We start from the raw sequence: 20,984 nt of genomic DNA on the forward strand, positions 1-20,984 counted from the left end.
CCGCCCTGCCCGCTGCCGAGGGCGCCGCTGCCGACGCGGCCGCCCTCCTTCGCGAACGTGGAGTAGAAGTCGGTGGAGGTCATGTCAGAAGTCCCACCCGTCGTCGTCGGCCTCGTCCTTGACCGGCTGCGGCGCGGCGAAGGACTCGCCGACCATGCCCGCCGTCAGGGTGGTTCCGTCGGCGGGGTCGATCAGGATGAACGCGCCGGTGCGCCGGGAGTCGGCGTAGGAGTCGACGGGCAGCGGCTCCGCGGTACGGATCTTGACGCGGCCGATGTCGTTGGCGGCGAGCTGACCGGGGTGCGGATGCAGCGACAGGTCGTCGAGGGTCAGTCGGGACGGGATGTCCTTGACGATCGCCTTGACCGTGCGGGTGCCGTGCTTGAGCAGCACCCGGTGTCCCACGGTGAGCGGCTGGTCGGCGACGTGGCACACGGTCGCCTCGATGTCCTGCGTGGTCGGGGGCGCGTCCTTGCTCGGCACGATCAGGTCGCCGCGCGAGATGTCGATGTCGTCCTCCAGCAGGAGGGTCACCGACTGCGGCGTCCACGCGACGTCGGCGGGCTCGCCCAGCACGTCGATCCCGGCGACCTTGGAGGTGCGCCCGGAGGGCAGCACGGTCACGCTCTCGCCGACACGGAAGGCACCGGCCGCGATCTGGCCGGCGTAGCCACGGTAGTCGGGGTGCTCGGCGGTCTGCGGGCGGATCACGTACTGCACGGGAAGCCGGGCGTGGCAGTGCCCCAGGTCGTGGCTGACCGGCACGGTCTCCAGGTGCTCCAGGACCGTCGGCCCGCCGTACCAGTCCATGTTGGCGGACGCCTCCACCACGTTGTCACCGGCGAGCGCGGAGATCGGGATCGCGGTGATCTCGGGGATGCCGAGCTCGGACGCGTACGCCGTGAACGCCTCGGCGATCGCCGCGAAGACGGACTCCTGGTAGTCGACGAGGTCCATTTTGTTGACGGCGAGGACGACGTGGGGGACGCGGAGGAGGGCGGCGACGGCGGCGTGGCGTCGGGTTTGTTCGATGACGCCGTTGCGGGCGTCGACGAGGACGACGGCGAGGTCGGCGGTGGAGGCGCCGGTGACCATGTTGCGGGTGTACTGCACGTGGCCGGGGGTGTCGGCGAGGATGAAGCGGCGGCGTGCGGTGGCGAAGTAGCGGTAGGCGACGTCGATGGTGATGCCCTGTTCGCGTTCGGCGCGCAGGCCGTCGGTGAGCAGGGCGAGGTCGGGTGCGTCCTGGCCGCGGCCGGCGGAGGCGCGTTCGACGGCTTCGAGTTGGTCGGTGAGGACGGATTTGGAGTCGTGCAGGAGGCGTCCGACGAGGGTGGACTTGCCGTCGTCGACGGAGCCCGCGGTCGCGAAGCGCAGCAGGGTGGTCGCCGACAACTGCTCGACCGACAAGGGCTCGGTGGGTTCGGTGGTGCTGGTCATGTCTAGAAGTACCCCTCGCGCTTGCGGTCTTCCATCGCGGCCTCGGACATCTTGTCGTCGGCGCGGGTGGCGCCGCGTTCGGTGAGTCGGGAGGCGGCGATCTCGGCGATGACGGCGTCGAGTGTGGTGGCGTGGGAGTCGACGGCGCCGGTGCAGGACATGTCGCCGACGGTGCGGTAGCGCACGAGTCGTTTCTGGACCGTCTCGCCGTCCTTGGGGCCGCCCCAGTCGCCGGGGGTCAGCCACATGCCGGAGCGTTGGAAGACCTCGCGCTCGTGGGCGAAGTAGATCTGGGGGAGTTCGATGTGTTCGCGGGCGATGTACTGCCAGACGTCGAGTTCGGTCCAGTTGGACAGGGGGAAGACGCGGACGTGTTCGCCGGGGGCGTGGCGGCCGTTGTAGAGCTGCCAGAGTTCGGGGCGCTGGCGGCGGGGGTCCCATTGGGAGAATTCGTCGCGCAGGGAGAAGACGCGTTCTTTGGCGCGGGCTTTTTCCTCGTCGCGGCGTCCGCCGCCGAAGACGGCGTCGAAGCGTTCGGACTGGATCTTCTCGGTGAGGGGGACGGTCTGCAGGGGGTTGCGGGTGCCGTCGGGGCGTTCGCGCAGGATGCCGCGGTCGATGTAGTCCTGTACGGAGGCGATGTGCAGGCGCAGTCCGTGTTGTTGGACGGTGTGGTCGCGGTATTCGAGGACCTCGGGGAAGTTGTGTCCGGTGTCGACGTGCAGGAGGGAGAAGGGGATCGGGGCGGGGGCGAAGGCCTTCAGTGCCAGGTGCAGCATGACGATGGAGTCCTTGCCGCCGGAGAAGAGGATCACCGGTCGTTCGAACTCGCCCGCGACCTCGCGGAAGATGTGGACGGCCTCCGACTCCAGCGCGTCCAGATGCGACAGCGCGTACGGGCTGGACTCCTCGGAATCGCCGGCTGCCTCGGAGACAGTGGCTGCGGTCGTCATGCGAGACCCCTCTCGGTGAGCAGCGCGTGCAGCGCGGCAGCGGACTCCTGCGCGGTCTGGGTGTGCGACTCGATGCGCAGATCGGGCGACTCGGGCTCCTCGTACGGGTCGTCGACCCCGGTCAGCCCCGAGATCTCGCCCGCCGCCTGCTTGGCGTACAGGCCCTTCACATCGCGCACGGAGCACACCTCGACCGGAGTGGCCACGTGGACCTCCACGTACGGCGTCCCTCCCGTGCTGTGGCGCTCGCGCACCGCCGCACGGCTGTCCGCGTACGGCGCGATCACCGGGACGAGTGCCTTGACGCCGTTGCGCGCGAGCAGCTCGGCGAGGAAACCGATGCGCTGCACGTTCGTGAAACGGTCCGCCCGCGAGAAGCCGAGACCCGACGAGAGGAACTCGCGGATCTCGTCGCCGTCGAGCACCTCGACGCGATGTCCCTCCTCGCGCAGCCGGCCGGCCAGCTCGTACGCGATGGTGGTCTTGCCGGCACTCGGCAGACCCGTGAGCCAGACGGTGGCTCCGGTCGTCACTTGCTTCTCCCGGGAGTTCTGGAGGTTGTCGGTGGTGGCGGTGGGCACTGCCGTCCCCGTCGTCGTGGTCATCCGTGCAGCCCGCATTCGGTCTTGGCACGGCCCGCCCAGCGGCCGGCGCGCGCGTCCTCGCCCTCGAGGACCCGGCGGGTGCAGGGCGCACAGCCGACGGAGGCGTAACCGTCCATCAGCAGCGGGTTGGTGAGGACGCCGTGCTCGGCGACGTACGCGTCCACGTCGTCCTGGGTCCAGCGGGCGATCGGCGAGATCTTGACCTTCTGCCGCTTCTCGTCCCAGCCGACGACCGGGGTGTTCGCCCGGGTCGGGGACTCGTCGCGGCGCAGGCCGGTCGCCCACGCGTCGTACTTGGTCAGGCCCTCTTCGAGGGGCTTGACCTTGCGCAGCGCGCAGCACAGGTCCGGGTCGCGGTCGTGCAGCCTGGGGCCGTGCTCGGCGTCCTGCTCGGCGACCGTCCGGCGCGGGGTGAGCGTGATGACGTTGACGTCCATCACGGCCTCCACCGCGTCCCGGGTGCCGATGGTCTCCGGGAAGTGGTAGCCGGTGTCGAGGAACACCACGTCGACACCGGGGAAGGCGCGGGAGGCGAGGTGGGCGACCACCGCGTCCTCCATGGAGGACGTCACGCAGAACTTCCCGCCGAAGGTGTCGGCGGCCCACTGGAGGATCTCCAGCGCGGAGGCGTCCTCCAGGTCGCGCCCGGCCTGTTCGGCGAGGCGCCTCAAGTCCTCGCCCGTACGCTCTTCCTGAACGGTCGTCATATCTGTGCCCCTCCGTCGTCACCCTGCTGGAGCCCCCGGGCGAGCAGCCCGAGGAACTTCAGCTGGAAGGCTCGATTGCACGCGGCGCATTCCCATGCGCCGTGACCCTGCTCGCTCGGACGAAGGTCTTCGTCACCGCAGTAGGGGCAGTAGAAGGGTGCGGCTCGCTCACTCACGACAAGGCCTCCTCTGAAGCCCGCGCCGCCCAGGCGGCGAAGCGCTCGCCGTCCTCGCGCTCCTGCTGGAAGCGCTTGAGGACCCGCTCGACGTAGTCGGGCAGTTCCTCCGAAGTGACCTTCAGGCCACGGACCTTGCGGCCGAAGCCGGCCTCCAGCCCGAGCGCGCCGCCCAGGTGCACCTGGAAGCCCTCGACCTGCTCGCCGCGGTCGTCGAGGACCAGCTGGCCCTTGAGACCGATGTCCGCGACCTGGATACGGGCGCAGGCGTTCGGGCAGCCGTTGATGTTGATGGTGATCGGCTCGTCGAACTCCGGGATACGGCGTTCGAGTTCGTCGATGAGTGAAGCGCCGCGCGCCTTGGTCTCGACGATCGCGAGCTTGCAGTACTCGATGCCGGTGCAGGCCATGGTGCCGCGCCGGAAGGGCGAGGGGTTGACCGTCAGGTCGAGCGCCTCCAGGCCCTCGACGAGGGAGTCGATCCGCGACTCGTCCACGTCGAGCACGATCATCTTCTGCTCGACGGTGGTGCTCAGCCTGCCGGATCCGTGCGCCTCGGCCAGCTCGGCGATCTTGGTGAGGGTGGCGCCGTCGACGCGTCCCACACGCGGTGCGAAACCGACGTAGTACCGGCCGTCCTTCTGCCGGTGCACGCCGACGTGGTCGCGCCAGCGGGCGACCGGCTGGTCGGGGGCCGGACCGTCGACGAGCTTCCGCTTCAGGTACTCGTCCTCCAGGACCTGACGGAACTTCTCGACACCCCAGTCGGCGACCAGGAACTTCAGACGGGCGCGGGTGCGCAGCCGCCGGTAGCCGTAGTCGCGGAAGATCGAGATGACGCCCTCGAAGACGTCCGGGACCTCGTCGAGCGGGACCCAGGCGCCCAGGCGCTGACCGATCTTCGGGTTGGTGGACAGACCGCCGCCGACCCAGAGGTCGAAGCCGGGCCCGTGCTCCGGGTGGTTCACGCCGACGAAGGCGACGTCGTTGATCTCGTGGGCGACGTCGAGCAGGGGCGAGCCGGAGATCGCGGTCTTGAACTTGCGGGGCAGGTTCGAGAACGCCTTGTTGCCGATGACCCGGCGGTGGATCTCGTCGATCGCGGGCGTGCCGTCGATGATCTCGTCCTCGGCGATGCCGGCGACGGGCGAACCGAGGATGACGCGGGGCGTGTCACCGCAGGCCTCGGTCGTGGACAGGCCGACGGCCTCCAGCCGGTTCCAGATCTCCGGGACGTCCTCGATGCGGATCCAGTGGTACTGGACGTTCTGCCGGTCGGTGAGGTCGGCGGTGCCGCGCGCGAACTCCTGCGAGATCTCGCCGATGACGCGCAGCTGCGCGGTGGTCAGCCGGCCGCCGTCGATGCGGACCCTCAGCATGAAGTACTTGTCGTCCAGCTCCTCCGGCTCCAGGATGGCGGTCTTGCCGCCGTCGATCCCGGGCTTGCGCTGGGTGTACAGCCCCCACCAGCGCATCCGGCCGCGCAGGTCGTTGGGGTCGATCGAGTCGAAACCCCGCTTGGAGTAGATCGTCTCAATGCGTGTCCGCACATTGAGACCGTCGTCGTCCTTCTTGAACTGCTCGTTGCCGTTGAGGGGGGTGAAGTGACCCACGGCCCACTGCCCCTCGCCACGGTGACGGCTCACCTTGCGGCGGGGCGTGGCGGGGTTCTGCGGGGTGGCGGCCATGGTTGCTACGTCCTTCGAGACTGCGGGACAGGTATGTCAGCGACTCTGACCTGCGCATACGGGCGCATACGGAAGTATGGGCGCGTCCTTGCGCAGGGGTGCGGAAGAGAAGAGGTCGGCGGTGCTGAGCCCGTGGCCGAAGGCCACTGAAGGGTTCGTCAGCTCGCCGGACAGATGGCGCTGGACATGCGGCCGAGGTCGACGTGCCGCCGACTCACCAAGGCAATTCCAGTTCCAGACATGACGGAAGCCTGTCACGGGGATCTCCGCACAGTCCACCATCGTCCGTCATGTGGACACCCTTGTCCCGAATGCTGGGACAAGGGTGTCGTCGGTCACACAGGGGCCCTGAACTGGGCCGGAACGGCTCAGACGGCTTGCGCCCCCGGCCACGGTCCCGGCGTGGCGACCTCCGGCTCCTCCTCGACCTTCGTGTCGAAGAGCTTGAAGCCGCGCCGGAGGTAGTTGTCCATCGCGTGCTCGCCGTCCTTGCTGCAGGTGTGCAGCCAGACGCGCTTGGTCTCGGCGCGGCCCGGCCAGCGGTCGGCCAGGTCCCAGGCGCGGGCGGCGCCGTAGGAGAGGAGGTGCCCGCCGATGCGGCGGCCCCGGAACGCGGGGACCAGTCCGAAGTACATGATCTCGACGACGCCGTCGTCCTGCGCGTCCAGCTCGACGTAGCCCGCGGGCGTCCCCCTGTCGTATGCGACCCAGGTCTCGACACCGGGCCGGTCCAGAGCCTCCTGCCACTGCGCGTACGTCCAGCCGAGCCGGTCCGTCCAGCGGATGTCGCCGCCGACCGACGCGTACAGGAAGCGGCTGAACTCGGGCGAGGGAACCTCGGCACGCACGATCCTGACGTCGCCGTCGGGCGCGATCGCGGGGAGCAGGTCGGCCGGCGCCGTCTGCTCCAGGGACCAGGTGGTCACAGTGACGTTGCTCATGCGAGCCAGGGAACCACGGGGGCGGGGGCGCATCCAAAAGCGACCGCTGAACGGACACCCGTCCGAAGCGGGCGCCGGCGTGGCGGGCGGCAGCTACTCCAGCGAGCCGTCCACCGCGGACAGCGGCACAGCGTACAGCGCCCGCCGTCCTGCCGCGCGGGTCAGCGTCCACACCTCGCCGGTCTCCTGCCAGTAGGACAGGGACCCGGTGCGCAGGCCCCAGCAGGCGTGCGACCGGTCCGCGGTGCAGATGGCCGCCTCGGCGCCGTCCTCGGTCTGCCGCCAGATGCTGCCGTGCCGGGTGGCTACCTCCGGCGCCTGCCCGAGGTACCACTGCGCCCCGCGCGCGCCGCGCGGCGTGTGCGCGAGGACGCCGGACACCCCCGCGGCCTTGGTCTCGTAGGCCTCGGCGGCGTCGACCCGGCCGCGGGAATCGGCGAGCAGTCCGGTGCGGTAGGCGGCGGTGCTGTACGCGTAGCGCCACACCCGGGTCCGTTCGGAGCCGGCCGCGGGGCGCTCGGCGGCGACCAGACTGTCCGGTGCCGAGCTGCGGTCCAGGGACAGCGAGCCGAAGCAGGGAGTGCCGCCGCCGCGGGTGCAGGTGCCGCCGGCCGGCTGGTACGTGTCGACGGCCGGGAGCACGTACCGGTAGCCGCCCGCGGAGTAGCCGCCGCTCACCCGGCCGACCGCGCCGCTGTCGACACCCGCCCGCAGGATGCGATGCATGTCGAAGACGAGCAGGCCCGAGCCGTGCGCGCCGGTGACGATCAGCTTGTCCTGGTACCAGACCATGCCGTCCAGCGCGGAGCGGACCGGCTCGAAGTCCCGGCCGCCGTCGCGCGGGGCGACCAGCAGGACCCAGCTGTATCTGAGCGCGCGCGGGTCGGTCGCGTCGACGAAGGCGACCCGTGCCAGTCCCCGGTCCCGCGTCGGTGCGGCGGCCTGGCGGTCCCGGTGCGTCCAGCCGGCCAGGAGCACCCGGTGCTCGCCCCAGTGGCCGTCGTCGTCGGCGTCACCGGAGGTGGTCACGGACCGGGGCTGCCACTGCCGGGTCCGTTCGTCGCCCTCGTCCCAGCAGTACGCGCGCGTGGCCGTCGGCTCGACCGGCAGCGCGGCCCGCTCGGCGGTGGAGCAGCCGGCCTCGTCGCGCATCGCGTGGTCGGCGCTCCCGAGGACGCCGTCGACGCCCACGTTCCCGCCCATGTCCTTGGTGAGCCGGTCCAGCGAGTCCGGATCCACCGGCTTCTCGTGGAGGCGCAGCGGTGCGGTCCGGGACGCGGTGCCGAGTGCGGTGAGGCCGCCGGGACTGCCGCTGCCCGTGGCCTGAGAGGTGCTGATCAGGGTGGCGGCCGCGGTGAGGGCGAGGGCGGTTCCGGCCAGGGTGGCGCGCAGTGCCTGTCCTCTCCTGCGACGACGATGCCTGCCGCGGTGCTTCATGCGTCCTCCCGACGAAGGCCAACTGCCTCTCGCATCTCGGCCGTTGACGGAGAGACGGGTGGGGTGGCCTGTGAGGGGATGCTACGGCAGATACCTGCGGGCCAGGTCGAAGACCACGGAAGACCCCCATGAAATACGCGCACGAAATACGCTGGCGACGACATGTGTCCGCAGCGGGCCGGCGCCGGGGCGCGCCTGGCGGGGGTGCCATGCCTCTGCCGACCGGTGGGTCCGCCGAGGCCACGGGTGCCGGGGTGAGGCCGGCGGCCCCGGCGGCCTCACAGAGGTGGTCGCACCCGCGCGTCCAGCACCGCCGGTGCCGCCGAGTGCGGCAGCAGGTCGAGCGGGGCGTCCGGGAACAGGACCTCGACCACGACCTCGTCGCGGAACCGGTACGGGCGGTGGTCGAGCAGGCCCGTGAGACGGCGCCGCACCCGCGACAGTTCGGCGCGGACCGTCACCGTGCGGGTCGGGTCACCGAAGATGTCCACCGCGAGCTGGGCCGCGCTGCGCCCCTCGGGGTGCACGGCGAGCACGTACAGCAGCTCGGCGTGGCGGGGGCTGAGGTCCTGCGCCCAACTGCCCGCCGCGCCCCAGACGGTGACCCGGGGCCGCCGGGGCTCGGCGAGGTCGAGCACCACCCGGCTCGCGCACGCCGGGACGTCGGCGTCGGTGACCCGCAGCAGCCAGCCACCGGGCATCGGTTCCACGAAGCACGCCCCGAGGGAGGGCAGCCAGACCTGGCCCGCGCCGAAGGAACTCGGCAGGGGAACCCGGTCGACGGGCGGCATCCCCGTGACGGCGGCGAGCCAGCCGTTGGTGTCCACCACCAGCGCCTTGCCGCCCAGCCGGGACAGCAGCGGCGCGGCCACCGCGCGCAGCCGCTCGACGGCCGCCAGATGCCTGCCGCGCAGTTCACTTTCGGCCAGCCGCGCCACCGAGTCGACCAGCGCGAGCGTCGCCGGGTGAAACGTGTGATCGGGCCCGCTGACATCCACGATGCCGAGCAGACGCCCGTCGCGGGGGTCGTGCACGGGAGCCGCGGCGCAGGTCCAGTCGTGCAACGTACGCACGAAGTGCTCGGCCGAGTGCACCTGGACGGGCGCGCCCGCGTTGAGCGCCGTACCGATCGCGTTGGTGCCCGTCGTGTCCTCGCTCCAGGCGGCACCTTCCTCGAGGCAAATGGCGTCGGCCCGGCGCAGCACGCCGGTGTTGCCCTCGCGCCACAGGACCCGCCCCTCCGGATCGGTGACCACCATGATCTGCAGCGACGCGTCGGCGACGGCGGCCAGGCCGCCGCTGAGGACCGGCATCACCTCGGCAAGAGCCGTGGAGGTCCGGCGGTGTTCGAGTTCGTCCGTCTGCAACAGCACACTGTCCGTGCTCTGTTCGGGATCCACTCCGAATCGTTTCACTCTTTGCCATGACTGTCCGATGACCGGGCGAGGAGCGATCGGGGAGGGTTCGCCCCGGAGTGCCGCGGCCCACGTCGCCTGGAGGTGCCGAACCGTTTCCGACGCGTCCGGCGGAGCGAAACGGGCGGGGTTGATCGATGTGGTCTTCACAAGGCACTCCCGGAACCAGGACCGCGCACGGGCAGTGACGCCGACGTCACTGCACATCGTGCCTGCTCTGCGTGGGGGACGCCGGGACTTCGCACAAGGAGCACAAAGGAATGCAACGGTCTGCAACTCTCGCCAACGGTCACAAGGTTCCTTGAAACTGACAGCGAGGCCGCTCAGGCGGCGTCCGAGCTCCTTGAACGGGGCCAGAGGCGGGGGTGGTGCCGTGTCGGCGCAGCACCACCCCCGCATCAGCTCCTCACGCCACCGGTCGTGCCCGCTCCACGACGGTGGCCAGATCCAGACTGTGCGGCAGGGTGCCGAACGCCGTCCCCCAGTCGCCTCCCAGACGTGAGGCGCAGAACGCGTCGGCGACCTCCGCCGGCGCGTACCGCACGAGCAGCGCCCCCTGGAGCACCAGCGCGAACCGCTCGACGAGCCGGCGGGCCCGGCCCTCGATGCCGTCCAGGTCGGCGAGTTCGGTCAGCAGGTTCTTGATCGCCCCGTCGAGCCGGTGGTCGGCGCCGCGGGCCTGCCCCACCTCGCGCAGGTACGCGTCCAGCGCGGCCGGCTCCCTTTGCAGCGCCCGCAGCATGTCCAGGGCCTGGACGTTCCCCGCACCCTCCCAGATGGAGTTGAGCGGTGACTCGCGCAGCAGCCGGGGCATGCCCGAGTCCTCGACGTAGCCGTTCCCGCCGAGGCACTCCAGTGCCTCCGTCACCACCGGCGTGCACCGCTTGGTCACCCAGTACTTCGCGGCCGGCACCGCGAGCCGCAGAAAGGCCCGCTCCTGCTCACCGCCGTCGTCGTAGGCGGCGGCGAGCCGCATCGCGAGGGCCGTCGCGGCCTCCGACTCCAGCGCCAGGTCCGCGAGCACGTTGCGCATCAGCGGCTTGTCGATCAGCTTGCTGCCGAACGCCTCTCGGTGGGTGCAGTGGTGGACGGCCTGCGCGACAGCCTGCCGCATCAGCGCCGTGGCGCCGAGCACACAGTCCAGACGGGTCGCCGCGACCATCTCGATGATGGTGCGCACCCCGCGCCCCTCGTGCCCCACCCGGCGCGCCCAGGTCCCGTCGAACTCGACCTCGGCGGACGCGTTCGACCGGTTGCCGAGCTTGTTCTTGAGCCGCTGGATGCGGAAGACGTTGCGGGCGCCGTCCTCCAGGACGCGCGGGAGCAGGAAACAGGTCAGCCCGTCCGGTGCCTGCGCCAGCACCAGGAACCCGTCGGACATGGGCGCCGAACAGAACCACTTGTGCCCGGTCAGCTCGTACGTCCCGTCCTCGGCGAGCGGGCGCGCCACCGTCGTGTTGGCGCGTACGTCGCTGCCGCCCTGCTTCTCCGTCATGCCCATCCCGAAGAGCACCCCGGGCTTCCGGGCGGCCGGCCGCAGCTCCGGGTCGTACATCGTGGACGTCAGCCGCGGCTCCCACTCGGCGGCGAGCGCCGGGTCCGTGCGCAGCGCGGGCACCGCCGCGTGCGTCATCGACAGCGGGCAGCCGTGGCCCGCCTCGACCTGCGACCACACCACGAAACCGGCCGCGCGCCGCAGGTGTCCGCCGGGCCGGTTCCAGGCCGCCGTCAGCCCCGCGGACACGCCCTTGCCCAGCAGCCGGTGCCAGGACGGATGGAACTCGACCTCGTCGATCCGGTTGCCGTAGCGGTCGTGGGTGTTGAGTTCGGGCGGGTTCTCGTCGGCGAGCACCCCCCATTTTTGGGCCTGTGCCGAGCCCGCCGTGCGGCCGAGGGCCGACAGCTCCTCACGGACCTCGTCGAGGAGCTCCGGAGCGAGGTGCCGGTCGACCGCCTCCACGAGGGCCCGGTCGGCCGCGAACACGTCATATCCGACCAGGGGCGGAGCCTGGTTGGTCACGGTGTGGGTGCTGGCTGCCATACGGATACGGTAAGGACGTGCACCAGGCAAAAGAAACACCCGAAGGCCCTCCCGCGGGCCGCTTCCACCGCGCTCGCGCGCTGTACCGGAATGTGTCGAAGCGACGGACCGCCTGGCTGCTGCTCAAGGACACCGTCAACTCGTGCATGGAGTACCGGATCCTGGGTCTGGCGGCCGAGGCCGCCTTCTTCACGCTCCTGTCCGTGCCGCCGCTGCTGCTGAGCCTGATCGGCATGCTCGGCTACGTGGACGACTGGACGGGCGCCGACACCATCGCCAGCCTGGAGTCCAACCTCCTGGAGGCGTCCCGCACGGTCCTGACCGAGAAGGGCGTCCACCAGATCGCCGAGCCGATCCTGCACGACGTGATGAAGGGCGGGCGCCCGGACATCATCTCCCTCGGATTCCTGTTCGCCCTGTGGTCCGGCTCGCGCGCGGTGAACGTCTTCATCGACACCATCACCGTGATGTACGGCCTCGACGGCACCCGAGGGATCGTGAAGACCCGGATGATGTCGTTCCTGCTGTTCATCGTCGCGCTGCTGATCGGTTCGATCGCGCTGCCGCTGATGGTGGCGGGCCCGGACGCGGTGGTGAACGTCGTGCCCTGGTCGACGACCGTCGTGCAGGTCCTGTACTGGCCCGTCGTCATCGTCCTGTCGGTCGTCTTCCTCACGACGCTCTACCACGTGTCCGTGCCCGTGCGCTCACCCTGGGTCGAGGACGTGCCGGGCGCGTTGGTGGCCCTCGCCATGTGGGTGCTGGGCAGCTTCCTGCTCCGCATCTACCTGACCAACACCGTCGAGGGCCCCACCATCTACGGCTCGCTCGCCGCCCCCGTGGCCGTCCTGCTGTGGATCGGTGTGTCCGCCTTCGCGGTCCTGGTCGGCGCCGCCGTCAACGCCGCCATCGACCGGATCTGGCCGGCCGCCGCCACCGCCGCGGCCCGCGCCGCCAACGAACGGCTGCGCGAGGCGCAGGCCGCCGAGTACGTCGCCCGCGTCGCCGCCCACCGGTCGTACGACGCCGATCCCGACGACCCGGACATGCCCTCGGAGTTCCCGGAGCGCTGGTCCCGCTTCCTGCCCCCGGAGGACGTGACCTCCCGGCTGCGGACCCATGCGAAGAGCACCCACCCCAGTCACAAGAACGGCGAGCAGCACCCTCCCTCGGAGTGATCACACCTTCCAGGTAGCGGCCGCCGCCTCCCGCGCGAAGTCCGTGAAGTCGCGCGGCGCCCGGCCGAGGATCTGCCGGACACCGTCCGAGAGGTAGGAGTTGCGGCCGTCGAGGAGGCTCTCGAAGAGGTCGACGAGGAACTCCACCTCCTCGGGGGGCACCCCGAACCCGGCCAGGTCGTCGCCGTACCGGCGAGCGGTCACCGGCGTGTAGGTCAGCTCGACGCCCGTCGCCTCCGCGATCTCGGCGACCGCTTCGCGGAAGGTCAGCAGCCTGGGCCCGGACACGGCGAGCTCCTGGCCGGCGTACCGGTCGCCCGCCGTCAGCACGGCCACCACGACGTCCGCGATGTCCCGCACGTCGATGAACGGCTCGCGCACCTCACCCGCCGGGAAGACCAGCTCCCCGTGGCGCAGCCCCTCCACCAGCGGGCCCTCGCTGAAGTTCTGCGCGAACCACGCGGCCCGGACGATCGTCCAGTCCGCGCCGGACGCCTTGAGCGCCTCCTCCGTCGGCCGGGCCCGCTCCTCGCCCCGCGACGACAGCAGCACCAGCCGCCGCACGCCGAGCCCGACCGCCTCCCGGGCCAGCGCTCCGATCGCCTCGGTGGCGGCCGGTGAGCCGACGTCCGTCGGGTACACCAGATACGCGGCGTCGGCGCCGCGCAACGCTTCGGCCCACGTCGACGCGTCCTCCCAGTCGAACCCCTCGGCGCGCGAACCGGCCCGCACCGTCAGCCCCGCCGCCCGGGCGGCCTGCGCCACCCGGCTGCCCGTGCGCCCCGTGGCCCCGCTCACCCATATCGTCATGTTCCGCGTGTTCTCTGCCATGCCTCCCAGTCAACGGGCGCCCGGAGCGGGCGGCCATCACTGAATGCCTCATTCCCATAAGCGGACGTCCAGTGCGCCGTGCGGCCTGCGTCTACGCTGACGCCATGGACGCACTCGCAGGCCTGCTGGAGGGCCCACGTGCGCGTGGGGCCTTCATGATCCGTGCGTGTTTCGACCCGCCCTGGTCCCTGCGCATCGAGGACCAAGCGCCCCTGACGATCATGCTGGTGGTGCGCGGCGACGCCTGCGTCGTGCCGGACGGGGGAGAGGCGGTGCGGCTGCGGGCCGGCGACCTCGCCATCGCCCGCGGGCCCGACCCGTACCTGTGCGCCGACGATCCCGGGACCGCCCCGCAGGCGGTGATCCTCCCGGGAGGCGAGTGCACCTACCCCGACGGACGCTCGCTGAAGGGCCGCTGGGACCTCGGAGTGCGCAGCTGGGGCGACCGGCTCGACGGCTCCACGGTGCTGCTGATCGGGACGTACATGATGCCGGGCGAGATCGGCGGCAGGCTGCTCGACGCCCTGCCGCCGCTGCTCTCGCTCACCTCCGACGTGTGGGAGTGCCCGCTGACGCCGATCCTCGCCGAGGAGATGGTGCGCGACGAGCCGGGCCAGGAGGTCGTCCTGGACCGGCTGCTCGACCTGCTGATGATCGCCGCGCTGCGGGCCTGGTTCTCGCGCCCCGAGGCCGAGGCGCCGGCCTGGTACCGGGCTCTCGCCGACCCCGTCGTGGGCCGGGTGCTGCGGCTCGTGCAGGACGACCCGGCCCACCCCTGGACGGTGGCCGTCCTCGCCGCCAAGGCCGGGGTGTCCCGGGCCGCGCTGGCCCGGCGCTTCAGCGAACTCGTGGGCGAACCCCCGATGACCTATCTGACCGGCTGGCGCCTGGCGCTGGCCGCCGACCGCCTGCGCGACTCGGACGACACCCTCGAGTCCATCGCCCGCCAGGTCGGTTACGGCAGCGCGTTCGCACTGTCCAGCGCCTTCAAGCGGGTGTACGGCGTCAGCCCGCAGGAGCACCGGACCCGGGCGGCGTAGCGTGACGTACGTGGCCGTCGAACCCCTCGCCGCCGCGTCCGGGTACGCGGAGCGCCCGTCCCGGCTGGCGGGCGCCGTGGTGTGGACGCGCGCGCCCGCGGGCGGGCCGGTGCGGGCCGTCCTGCCCGACGGGTGCATGGACCTGCTGTGGCACGAGGGACGACTCATGGTCGCCGGGCCCGACACGCGCGCGTACCACCCGCAGGGCGCACCGGGCCGCTGGGCCGGCATCCGGTTCTTTCCCGGCACGGCTCCCGCGCTCCTCGGTGTGCCCGCACACGAACTACGCGACGTACGCGTCGACTTGGCGGACCTGTGGCCCGCCGCGGAGGTGCGCCGCCTCACCCGGCGCGTCGACGCCGCGGCCGACCCGCTCGGCGCGCTCGAAGAGCTCGCGCTGCGCCGGGCGGAGGAGGTGGCACCGCCCGACCCGCTGCTCACCCGGCTCGTGACGGCCCTCGACGCGGGGCGCCCGGTCGCCGAGACCGCCGACGGACTGGGCCTGGGCGCACGGCAGTTGCACCGCCGCTCGCTCGCCGCGTTCGGCTACGGGCCCAAGACGCTGGCCCGCGTGCTGCGGCTCCAGCGGGCGCTCGCCCTGGCCCGCGACGGGGTTCCCTTCGCGCAGACCGCGGCGCGGGCCGGGTTCGCGGACCAGGCCCATCTGGCCCGCGACGTGCGGCAGTTGGCGGACACGACCCTCGGGGAACTGGTCGGCCGGCCGTAGCGGGCGGAGCTACTGCGCGGGCAGCCGGGCGAACAGGTCGACGCCGTTGCCGTCCGGGTCGTGCACGACGGCGTACCGCATGCCCCAGAAGGCGTCCCACGGCTTCAGCTCGCCGTGGTGACCCGCGCCGACCAGTTCCTCGTACACGGAATCCACCTCCGCCGGGTTGTCGCAGAGGAAGGCCAGGGACGTCCGGGCGCCGCCGCTCGGCGGGCGCCAGCCGGCGTGGAACGAGCGGATCGTCTCCTCCGTGTCGAGCGCGAGCCGCAGCCCGCCGGGCAGTTCCGCCTCGACGTGCGGCTCGGACTCCGCCCCCTCCGGGAAGACGAGCCCGAGGCGCCGGTAGAAGGCGAGGGAGGCGGCCATGTCGGAGACGACGAGGCCGATCACATCGAATCGTGGAGTCATGCGTCCACCGTAGGCGCGGCCCGTCCACCGGGTCTTGAACGAATCGGACACGCCACCCGGCACCACGACGGCACCTCCGCCATGGCGCCCCGGGCCCGGTCGGGGCCCGGCCGAGGCCGCTGTCCGCGCTCCGAAATTCTCGGTTCCACCGCCCCGTGGGGACCTGCCCCGTCGGGGCATAGGCTCGGGTCCATGCCTCCGCGCGTCCTCGTGTACTCCCGCACCACCGACTACCGGCACGAGTCGATTCCCGCCGCCGTCGCCGCCGTGCGGTCCCTCGGCGACGGCCACGCCTTCGCCGTCGACGCGACCGAGGATCCCACCGTGTTCGAGGCGCCCCTGGACGCCTACGACGCGGTCGTCTTCCTCTCCACCAGCGGGGAGGTGCTCACCCCCGCGGGCCGTGCCCGCCTCGCCGCCCGTCTCGACGCGGGCGCCGGATTCGTCGGCGTGCACGCCGCCGCCTGCACCGAGTACGACTGGCCCTACTACGGCGATCTGCTCGGGGCCCGCTTCGCCCGGCACCCGGACCATCAGCCCGGCAAGGCGGTGGTGGAGGACCGGACGCACCCGGCGACCCGGCACCTGCCGCCCGTCTGGGAGTTCACCGACGAGTGGTACGACTTCCGGACCAGTCCGCGCGGGGCGGTGCGGGTGCTCGTGTCCGCCGACGAGTCCTCGTACGAGGGCGGCGGCATGGGCGCGGACCATCCGCTGGTGTGGTGCCACGAGCGAGGCGCGGGACGGGTGTTCTACACCGCCTTCGGGCACGCTCCGCAGGCGTACGAGGACCCGGACTTCCGGGCCCACCTGCTCGGCGGCATCACCTGGGCGACGGGGAGGTAGCCGGCACCGGCGCCGTGCTCGACCGTTCCACCAGACGGGTCGACAGCTCCGTACGCGTGCCCTCCGGGCGGTCGCCCGCCATCATCCGCACCAGCAGGCGCAGCGCCGTCGCCGCCATCTCGGACAGCGGCTGGCGCACGGTGGTGAGCGCCGGGCCGGCCCAGCGGGACTCGGGGAGGTCGTCGAAGCCCACCACACTGATGTCGTCCGGCACCCGCAACCGCCGCTCCGCCAGGGCCTGGTAGACCCCGAGCGCCATCCTGTCCGAGCAGGCGAACACGGCCGTGGGGGGTTCGGGCAGGCCGAGGAGTTCGAGCATGCGGCGGTGGCCGCCCCGCTCATGGAAACCGCCGTGGCGGACGTACTCGGGCCGGTACCGGAGCCCGGCCGAGGCGAGGGCCGAGCGGTAGCCGGCGATCCGGTCGCTGCCGCACGTCCTGCGCCGGTGACCGCCGATGACCGCGACGCGCTCGTGGCCGAGCGCGAGGAGATGTTCCGTCGCCAGCAGACCGCCCTGCCAGTTCGCCGCGCCCACCGACACCACACCCTCGGGCGGTTCGACGACGGGGTCGATCATCACGAACGGGATGCCGTGCCCGTCGAGCCGGGCCTGCTGCGCCGCGGTCAGCTCCGCCAGGTGGAACAACACCCCCGACGAGCCGCGGGCGGTGAGCTTGTCCAGCCAGCCCTGCCCGGGGCGCCCGCCGCCGGTCCGGGTCGGCCCCGTCGAGACCACGACCTCCAGCCCGGCGTCGGAGGCGGCCTGCTCCGCGCCGTGCAGCACGGCCCCCGACCAGGAACTCTCCAGCGAGTGCACGACGACGTCGACCAGGCCCGGTGGTGCCGGCGTCTCGAACCGCGGTCTGCGCACATAGCCCAGCCGGTCGAGCGCCTCGGTGACCCGGCGCCGGGTCTCCGGTGCCACGTCCTCCCGGCCGTTGACCACCTTCGACGCCGTGGGCACGGACACCCCCGCCGCGCGGGCGACGACCGCCAGCGTCGGACCGGACGCGCGTCCCGTGCGCACCATGGAACCCGCCCCTCCGGCCCCCGCGGGCCGTCGAAAGTTTCGGACAGTGCCGCCCGCGGGACGGACGTCCCGCCCGCATAGCAAGCGCTTCCTACATTAAGCCCGGCCGGACACGGCGTGAAGCGGCAGGCGTTCATGGAATGGGGCCCCGGCGAAACTTTCGGCATCCCGGACGCGACCCGGCACTGAACGACTGCGACACCGCCCTGAACGACTGCGACACCGCCCCGAACGGCTGAGGCATGGGCCCGAGCGACCGCGCACATCCCGCGCCCAACTTCGCGGCGTGTCCGCCGAATGGAGACGTCGGCAGGAATACCGGGGGGCGATGTGGTGCTCTGAGATGAACGGTTCGGAGCGTGAGGAGCTGGTGGTCGGATGGCGGTGGACGCGGCGGACGCGGATCTCCCGGCGCACGACCCGGTCGTCGCCACCCCGTACGGGGCGGTGCGCGGCCGGTACGAGAAGGGCGTCGCCGTCTTCCGCGGCATCCCCTACGCCGCGCCGCCGTTCGGCCCCCGCCGCTTCCTGCCACCGGTTCCGCCCGAACCCTGGGACGGCGTCCGCGACGCGGGTGCCTTCGGGCCGACCCCGCCCAAGCCGCCGTACTCCGAGGCCTTCGCACGTCTGCTCGCCGACCCCGTCGTGCCCGGCGACGACTGCCTCAACCTCAACGTGTGGACCCCGGAACCGGGGCGCGGCGCCCGGCTGCCCGTCATGGTGTGGATCCACGGCGGGGCCCTGACCCGCGGCTCCTCGGCCGTACCCGTCTATGACGGTCACTCCTTCGCCCGCGACGGCGTCGTCCTCGTCTCCTTCAACTACCGTCTCGGAGTGGAGGGTTACGGCCTCTTCCCCGACGCACCCGCCAACCCGGGCCTGCGCGACCAGCTGGCCGCGCTGGAGTGGGTGCGGGCATCCGTCGCCGAGTTCGGCGGCGACCCGGACCGCGTCACCGTCTTCGGCGAGTCGGCCGGAGCCATCAGCATCGGCGCGCTGCTCGCCGCCCCACGGGCCCGTGGCCTGTTCCACCGGGCCGTCCTGCAGAGCGGGCCGCCCGAGGCGGGCGACCGCGACAAGGTGCGCCGGATGGTCCGCCGGATGGCCGCCCGGCTGAAGGTCCCGGCCACCGCGGAGGCGTTCGCCGCCGTCGACCGCGAACTGCTGCTGCGCACCCAGGCCGACGTCGGCAGACTCAGCAGTCCCGTCCTCGGCGGGCCCGCGTTCGGCATCGTCGTCGACGGCGACCTGGTCCCGCGGGACCCGCTGGAGGCACTCCTCGACGGAGCCTCACCGGACGTCGACCTCCTGATGGGCTGGACCAGCGAGGAGTACCGGCTGTGGCTGGTGCCCGGCGGGCTCCTGGAGAGCGTCGACCGGCTCGGGCCCGTCGCGCTGGCCGGAGCCATGGCCCGCTGCCGCTGCGGCCACGAGGTGCCCCGCGGCTACCGCGCCCTCCACCCGGCCGCGAGCACCGCCGACCTGGTGGGCCAGATGGTCACCGACCACCTGCTGCGCGTCCCGCTGCACCGGCTCGCGGACGCCCGCGGCGGCCCGTCCCGTACGTACGTCTACGAGTTCGCGTGGCCCTCGAACGTGCCGGACCTCGGCGCCTGTCACGCCCTGGAACTCGGCTTCGTCTTCGACACCTCCGACGTGCCGGAGTCGGAGAGACTCGCGGGCGAGGGCGCCCCGCAGGAACTCGCCGACGCGATGCACTCCGCGTGGGTGCGGTTCGCCGTCGACGGCGAACCCGGGTGGCAGACCTGGAACGACACCCATCCGGTGCGCGTCTTCGGCAGCGGCGAACCGCACACCGTCCTCGGGCCGCGCGACCGTGAACTCGCCCTGTGGGACGCCGAGTCGGACCGGCCCGCGCCGCCCGCCGACCCGACCGGCGCCGCCGAGTCCGCTCCGGTGCCGCGCGCGTCCGGCGGACTGCCCATGTGGGGGGCGGCACCGCTGTCGGCGGTACGGCGCCTGCGGAACTCGGGACGTGCCCGGCGATCCTGAGGCCGCGTCCGCCGCCGGCCCCGCCCAGCGCGTGTGCGCCGGGCGAGGAGGTTGCCCGTGGTGCCGGGGAGCCGGCGCCACCGGCGCGGCGTCGGTACGCCCGGCGCGGCCGGAGCCCGGACCCGCCCCCGGAGCCGGGCGCGGGCCGGTGGGTCAGGCGGGCTTCAGCGTCCGGGTGATCCCGGCGATCGCCTCGGGGCCCACCCGGCAGCAGCCGCCGACGAGGCGGGCCCCGGCCCGCTGCCACCCCGTCACCTGCTCGGCGGTGAACGTGGAGCGGCCGGTCCACGACCGTGCCGCGGCGTCCCACGCCTCACCGCTGTTCGGGTAGACCACGACCGGCTTCCCCGTCACACGCGCGGCGGTGGCCACGGCGCCGTCCACGTCCTCGGGCGCGCAGCAGTTCACGCCGACCGCGATCACCTCGTCCGCGTCGGCGGCCAGGGCGAACGCCTCCTCCAGAGGCTGCCCGGCGCGCGTCCGGTCCCCGGCGACGCTGTACGACAGCCACGCGGGCACGCCGAGACCGCGCACCCCCCTGAGCAGTGCCCGCGCCTCGTCCGTGTCGGGCACGGTCTCCAGGGCCAGTACGTCGGGTCCGGCGGCGGCCAGCACCTCCAGGCGCGGCCGGTGGAACCGATCCAGCTCCTCGACGCTCAACCCGTACCGCCCCCGGTACTCCGAACCGTCCGCGAGCATCGCCCCGTACGGCCCGACCGACGCGGCCACCCACAGCGGCCGTGCGACCCCCTTCGCCCGCGCGCGTCCGGCCGCCTCGCGGGCGAGCGCGACGCTCAGGCCGATGAGCTCGGCAGCCCTGTCCCGCGGGATGCCGCGCTGGGCGAACCCTTCGAACGTCGCCTGGTAGCTGGCGGTGATCGCCACGTCCGCGCCCGCCTCGAAGTAGGCGAGGTGCGCCTCCACGACGGCCTCGGGCCGCTCCGCGAGCAACCGTGCCGACCACAGCTCGTCGCTCAGGTCGTGCCCGGCCGATTCGAGCTGGTTGGACATGCCGCCGTCGAGCACGACGCTGCCACGGGAGAGCGTCTCGGCGAGGGTGCGGGGGGTGTCGCTGGTCATGTCTCGACGCTAGTCGATGCGGTGGGCGGCATCCGGTCCCGTCCATCTGGTGAACGCCCGGCCCACGATGCGGGACGCATGGACCGGCCCGCGAGGCCGGGTCCGTGGGCGGGTGGGTCCGGGGCTTGTGGTGTGAGGGCTCGGTGCCTGGGGCCGGGTCGGTCCGGGGCTTGTGGGGTGAAGGGCTCGGTTCCCGTGGCCGGGTGCGTCCGGACCTGCGGCGTGGTGCACTCCGGAGCCGTGGCCCGGAGCACTCGGTCGCCGCCGCCCGGGGCACTGGAGTACGGGCGTCCTGCCGCGAACGGGGGGTTATCGGTCGCGGGGGGGGGGGGGCCCCCCCGGCCGGCCGGGGCGGGGGGCCCCCCCCCCCCCCCCGCGCGGGGGGGCCCCGGGGATACCGCGGGCCCCCGCCCCCCGCTCCCCCCGGG

At 72.6% G+C, this 20,984-nt stretch carries 20 protein-coding genes; 5 read left to right on the forward strand and 15 right to left on the reverse strand.

Going from position 1 to position 20,984, the window contains the following annotated elements; all coding sequences use genetic code 11:
- Positions 1-84 precede the first annotated feature (84 nt).
- The 11 genes from ACZ4IF_RS13335 to ACZ4IF_RS13385 all read right to left on the reverse strand — a co-directional run bounded on the left by ACZ4IF_RS13335 (position 85) and on the right by ACZ4IF_RS13385 (position 11,403).
- Positions 85-1,440 (reverse strand): sulfate adenylyltransferase subunit 1, encoded by a 1,356-nt coding sequence (locus ACZ4IF_RS13335; RefSeq protein ID WP_467562260.1) that lies wholly within the window; start codon positions 1,438-1,440, stop codon positions 85-87.
- A 2-nt stretch (positions 1,441-1,442) separates the two neighbouring features.
- Complete coding sequence (cysD, locus tag ACZ4IF_RS13340; protein WP_467562262.1) at positions 1,443-2,393, reverse strand: sulfate adenylyltransferase subunit CysD; 951 nt, start codon at positions 2,391-2,393, stop codon at positions 1,443-1,445.
- Complete coding sequence (cysC, locus tag ACZ4IF_RS13345; protein WP_467562352.1) at positions 2,390-2,926, reverse strand: adenylyl-sulfate kinase; 537 nt, start codon at positions 2,924-2,926, stop codon at positions 2,390-2,392. Before cysC ends, cysD begins: the two co-directional genes overlap by 4 nt.
- A 68-nt stretch (positions 2,927-2,994) precedes the next feature.
- Positions 2,995-3,705, reverse strand: a complete 711-nt coding sequence (locus tag ACZ4IF_RS13350; protein ID WP_467562264.1) for a phosphoadenylyl-sulfate reductase — start codon at positions 3,703-3,705, stop codon at positions 2,995-2,997.
- Positions 3,702-3,881, reverse strand: coding sequence for a hypothetical protein (locus ACZ4IF_RS13355; RefSeq protein ID WP_345657722.1), 180 nt, complete (start codon positions 3,879-3,881; stop codon positions 3,702-3,704). Before ACZ4IF_RS13355 ends, ACZ4IF_RS13350 begins: the two co-directional genes overlap by 4 nt.
- On the reverse strand, positions 3,878-5,569 hold the full coding sequence (locus ACZ4IF_RS13360) for a nitrite/sulfite reductase (RefSeq protein WP_467562267.1): 1,692 nt from the start codon (positions 5,567-5,569) through the stop codon (positions 3,878-3,880). Before ACZ4IF_RS13360 ends, ACZ4IF_RS13355 begins: the two co-directional genes overlap by 4 nt.
- Positions 5,570-5,727: 158 nt before the next feature.
- On the reverse strand, positions 5,728-5,811 hold the full coding sequence (locus ACZ4IF_RS13365) for a putative leader peptide (RefSeq protein WP_309486338.1): 84 nt from the start codon (positions 5,809-5,811) through the stop codon (positions 5,728-5,730).
- Between the two features lie 126 nt (positions 5,812-5,937).
- Entirely contained in the window at positions 5,938-6,510 is a 573-nt protein-coding gene (locus ACZ4IF_RS13370) for a GNAT family N-acetyltransferase (protein ID WP_467562269.1), read from the reverse strand.
- A 93-nt stretch (positions 6,511-6,603) separates the two neighbouring features.
- A complete protein-coding gene (locus ACZ4IF_RS13375) occupies positions 6,604-7,947 on the reverse strand; it encodes a hypothetical protein (RefSeq protein ID WP_467562271.1) in 1,344 nt (447 codons plus the stop codon).
- Positions 7,948-8,225: 278 nt separating this feature from the next.
- Positions 8,226-9,512, reverse strand: coding sequence for a GAF domain-containing protein (locus ACZ4IF_RS13380; RefSeq protein ID WP_467562273.1), 1,287 nt, complete (start codon positions 9,510-9,512; stop codon positions 8,226-8,228).
- Positions 9,513-9,768: 256 nt separating this feature from the next.
- A complete protein-coding gene (locus ACZ4IF_RS13385; protein WP_467562275.1) occupies positions 9,769-11,403 on the reverse strand; it encodes an acyl-CoA dehydrogenase family protein in 1,635 nt (544 codons plus the stop codon).
- A 17-nt stretch (positions 11,404-11,420) separates the two neighbouring features.
- Here ACZ4IF_RS13385 and ACZ4IF_RS13390 point away from each other — a divergent pair, with 17 nt between their 5' ends.
- Positions 11,421-12,581 (forward strand): YihY/virulence factor BrkB family protein, encoded by a 1,161-nt coding sequence (locus ACZ4IF_RS13390; protein WP_359502560.1) that lies wholly within the window; start codon positions 11,421-11,423, stop codon positions 12,579-12,581.
- On the opposite strand, the gene ACZ4IF_RS13395 is transcribed toward ACZ4IF_RS13390, so the two are convergent.
- The gene (locus ACZ4IF_RS13395) at positions 12,582-13,412 is read right to left on the reverse strand and encodes an NAD(P)H-binding protein (protein WP_467562278.1); all 831 of its coding nucleotides are present in this window, start codon (positions 13,410-13,412) and stop codon (positions 12,582-12,584) included.
- A gap of 104 nt (positions 13,413-13,516) precedes the next feature.
- On the opposite strand from ACZ4IF_RS13395, the gene ACZ4IF_RS13400 reads away from it, so the two are divergent.
- Positions 13,517-14,452, forward strand: coding sequence for an AraC family transcriptional regulator (locus ACZ4IF_RS13400; RefSeq protein WP_467562280.1), 936 nt, complete (start codon positions 13,517-13,519; stop codon positions 14,450-14,452).
- 10 nt (positions 14,453-14,462) lie between these two features.
- Complete coding sequence (locus ACZ4IF_RS13405) at positions 14,463-15,179, forward strand: helix-turn-helix domain-containing protein (RefSeq protein WP_467562282.1); 717 nt, start codon at positions 14,463-14,465, stop codon at positions 15,177-15,179.
- A gap of 9 nt (positions 15,180-15,188) precedes the next feature.
- Here the strand turns inward: ACZ4IF_RS13405 and ACZ4IF_RS13410 are convergent, their stop codons facing one another.
- A complete protein-coding gene (locus ACZ4IF_RS13410) occupies positions 15,189-15,587 on the reverse strand; it encodes a VOC family protein (RefSeq protein WP_467562284.1) in 399 nt (132 codons plus the stop codon).
- Positions 15,588-15,779: 192 nt separating this feature from the next.
- Between ACZ4IF_RS13410 and ACZ4IF_RS13415 the strand changes: the two genes are divergently transcribed.
- Positions 15,780-16,433: a ThuA domain-containing protein gene (locus ACZ4IF_RS13415; RefSeq protein ID WP_467562286.1), complete on the forward strand. Its 654-nt coding sequence runs from the start codon at positions 15,780-15,782 to the stop codon at positions 16,431-16,433.
- Here the strand turns inward: ACZ4IF_RS13415 and ACZ4IF_RS13420 are convergent.
- Entirely contained in the window at positions 16,411-17,463 is a 1,053-nt protein-coding gene (locus ACZ4IF_RS13420) for a LacI family DNA-binding transcriptional regulator (protein WP_467562288.1), read from the reverse strand. The genes ACZ4IF_RS13415 and ACZ4IF_RS13420 overlap by 23 nt on opposite strands.
- A 378-nt stretch (positions 17,464-17,841) precedes the next feature.
- On the opposite strand from ACZ4IF_RS13420, the gene ACZ4IF_RS13425 reads away from it, so the two are divergent.
- A complete protein-coding gene (locus ACZ4IF_RS13425; RefSeq protein ID WP_467562290.1) occupies positions 17,842-19,476 on the forward strand; it encodes a carboxylesterase/lipase family protein in 1,635 nt (544 codons plus the stop codon).
- A gap of 153 nt (positions 19,477-19,629) precedes the next feature.
- Here the strand turns inward: ACZ4IF_RS13425 and mmuM are convergent, their stop codons facing one another.
- The gene (gene mmuM / locus ACZ4IF_RS13430) at positions 19,630-20,556 is read right to left on the reverse strand and encodes a homocysteine S-methyltransferase (protein ID WP_467562292.1); all 927 of its coding nucleotides are present in this window, start codon (positions 20,554-20,556) and stop codon (positions 19,630-19,632) included.
- Positions 20,557-20,984: the final 428 nt, after the last annotated feature.

This window comes from Streptomyces sp. NPDC025784 (assembly GCF_055558435.1).